Origin of the sequence: Amycolatopsis minnesotensis (assembly GCF_039529815.1) — a bacterium.
Lineage (GTDB): Bacteria > Actinomycetota > Actinomycetes > Mycobacteriales > Pseudonocardiaceae > Amycolatopsis > Amycolatopsis minnesotensis.
On the sequence record NZ_BAAANN010000117.1, the window covers coordinates 1 to 1,695 of the forward strand.

1 protein-coding gene is annotated in these 1,695 nt (G+C 73.1%); it reads right to left on the bottom strand.

The features are described 5' to 3' along the window. Positions 1 to 1,695: polyketide synthase dehydratase domain-containing protein (locus tag ABD256_RS44065; protein WP_344432379.1), on the bottom strand; the 1,695-nt coding region annotated here is incomplete at both ends.

Sequence of the window (1,695 nt, forward strand, 5' to 3'; positions counted from 1 at the left end):
TCCCATCACAGCCAAACCCGGCCGGCTCCACCACAGCGGACTCGTCCACCACCACCCTCGGCACCAGCACCACACCACCGCGCACCGCCACCTGCGGTTCACCGGCGGCGACCGCCGCGGACACCACGTCGTCCACATCGGACAGTTCGGCATCGACGTCGAGCAGCACGAAGCGGTCCGGGTGCTCGGTCTGCGCCGAGCGCACCAGGCCCCACACCGCCGCGGCGGCGGGATCGGGCGACTCGCCGGAGTTCACCGCCTGCGCGTTTCCGGTCACCACCACGAACCGCTCGGCGGAATCGGCTTCGCCGTCCGTGGCCAGCCAGTCCTGGATCGAGGCCAGCACACTGGCGACCGCGTCCCGTGCGCTGTCCGTCCGGCCGACGGTCTCCACCCGGAAGGGCACCGCTTCGGCAGGAGCCTCCTGGTCGAGCGGAAGCCAGTCGACGGTCAGCGGCGAGACGGCGGCGGCGCGCCTGCCCGCGGAAAGCTGGTCGACCGCGACGGGACGCGACACCAGGCGCTCGACCTCGGCCAGCACCGTGCCGTCGGCATCGGCGATGGTCAGCGTGATGAAGCCGGGCGAGGCGACCGCGTGCACCCTGGCCGCGGCGCGCCCGGCACTCGGCAGCCGCACACCCGCCCAGGTGAACGGCAGCGCGGCGGCGCCGTCACCGCCGGTGCCCTCCGGTGCGACGAGCGGGTGCATACCCGCGTCGAACAGCGCCGGGTGCAGCCGGAACAGGCTCGCCCCCGCCGCGTCCTCGACCGGCAGGGCGATCTCGGCGAAGAACTCGTCGCCGCGGCGCCAAGCGCGCTCGGTACCGCGGAACGCCGGGCCGTAGTCCACACCGATCGCACTGATCCGCTGGTAGAGCGCGGGCACGTCGATTTCGCCGGCCCCGGACGGCGGCCACTGCTCGAACGCGGTGCCCGCGACGGGTGCGGTTCCGGAAGCGCTGACCAGGCCGCTGGCGTGCAGGGTCCAGGGTTCGCCTTCGGCGGCGTCCTCGGCGAGCGAGAACACCTTCACCGGCCGGGCGCCGTCGGCGTCCGGTGCCTCGACCACGACCTGCACCCGCATCGCGACGCCCTGCTGAAGGATCAGCGGAACGGCGAGGGTCAGCTCGTCGACGCGGTCGCAGCCGGTGTGCCCGGCCGCGGTGGCGGCGAGTTCGACGAACGCGGTGCCCGGCAGCAGCACGGTGCCCAGCACCGCGTGATCGGCCAGCCACGGGCATTCTTCGAGCGAGACCCGGCCGCTGAGCAGGACGCTGTCGGAGTTCGGCAGTTCGACCACAGTGGACACCAGCGGGTGTGCCGTGGTGCGCAGCCCGGCCAGCTCCGCGTTGCCCGCCGCGGCACCGGACCGGCGCGGCCAGTAGTGGCGGTGCTGGAACGGGTAGGTGGGCAGGGCGTAGTGCCGGTCGGGGGCGCCGGGGTACAGGGCGTCGCCGTCGAGGTCGACGCCGTGCACCTGGGCCGTGGCCAGTGCGGTGAAGAAATCGGTCAGGGAACCGGAATCCCGGCGCAGCGTGGAGAGCACCACCGCGTCCGCGCCGGTGTCCTCGACGGTTTCCTCGAGCCCGTAGGTCAGCACGGGGTGCGGGCTGATCTCGACGAACGCGTCGAAGTCGCGTTCCAGCAGGTCCCGCACCACCGGGTCGAACAGCACCTCGTGCCGCAGGTTCTCGT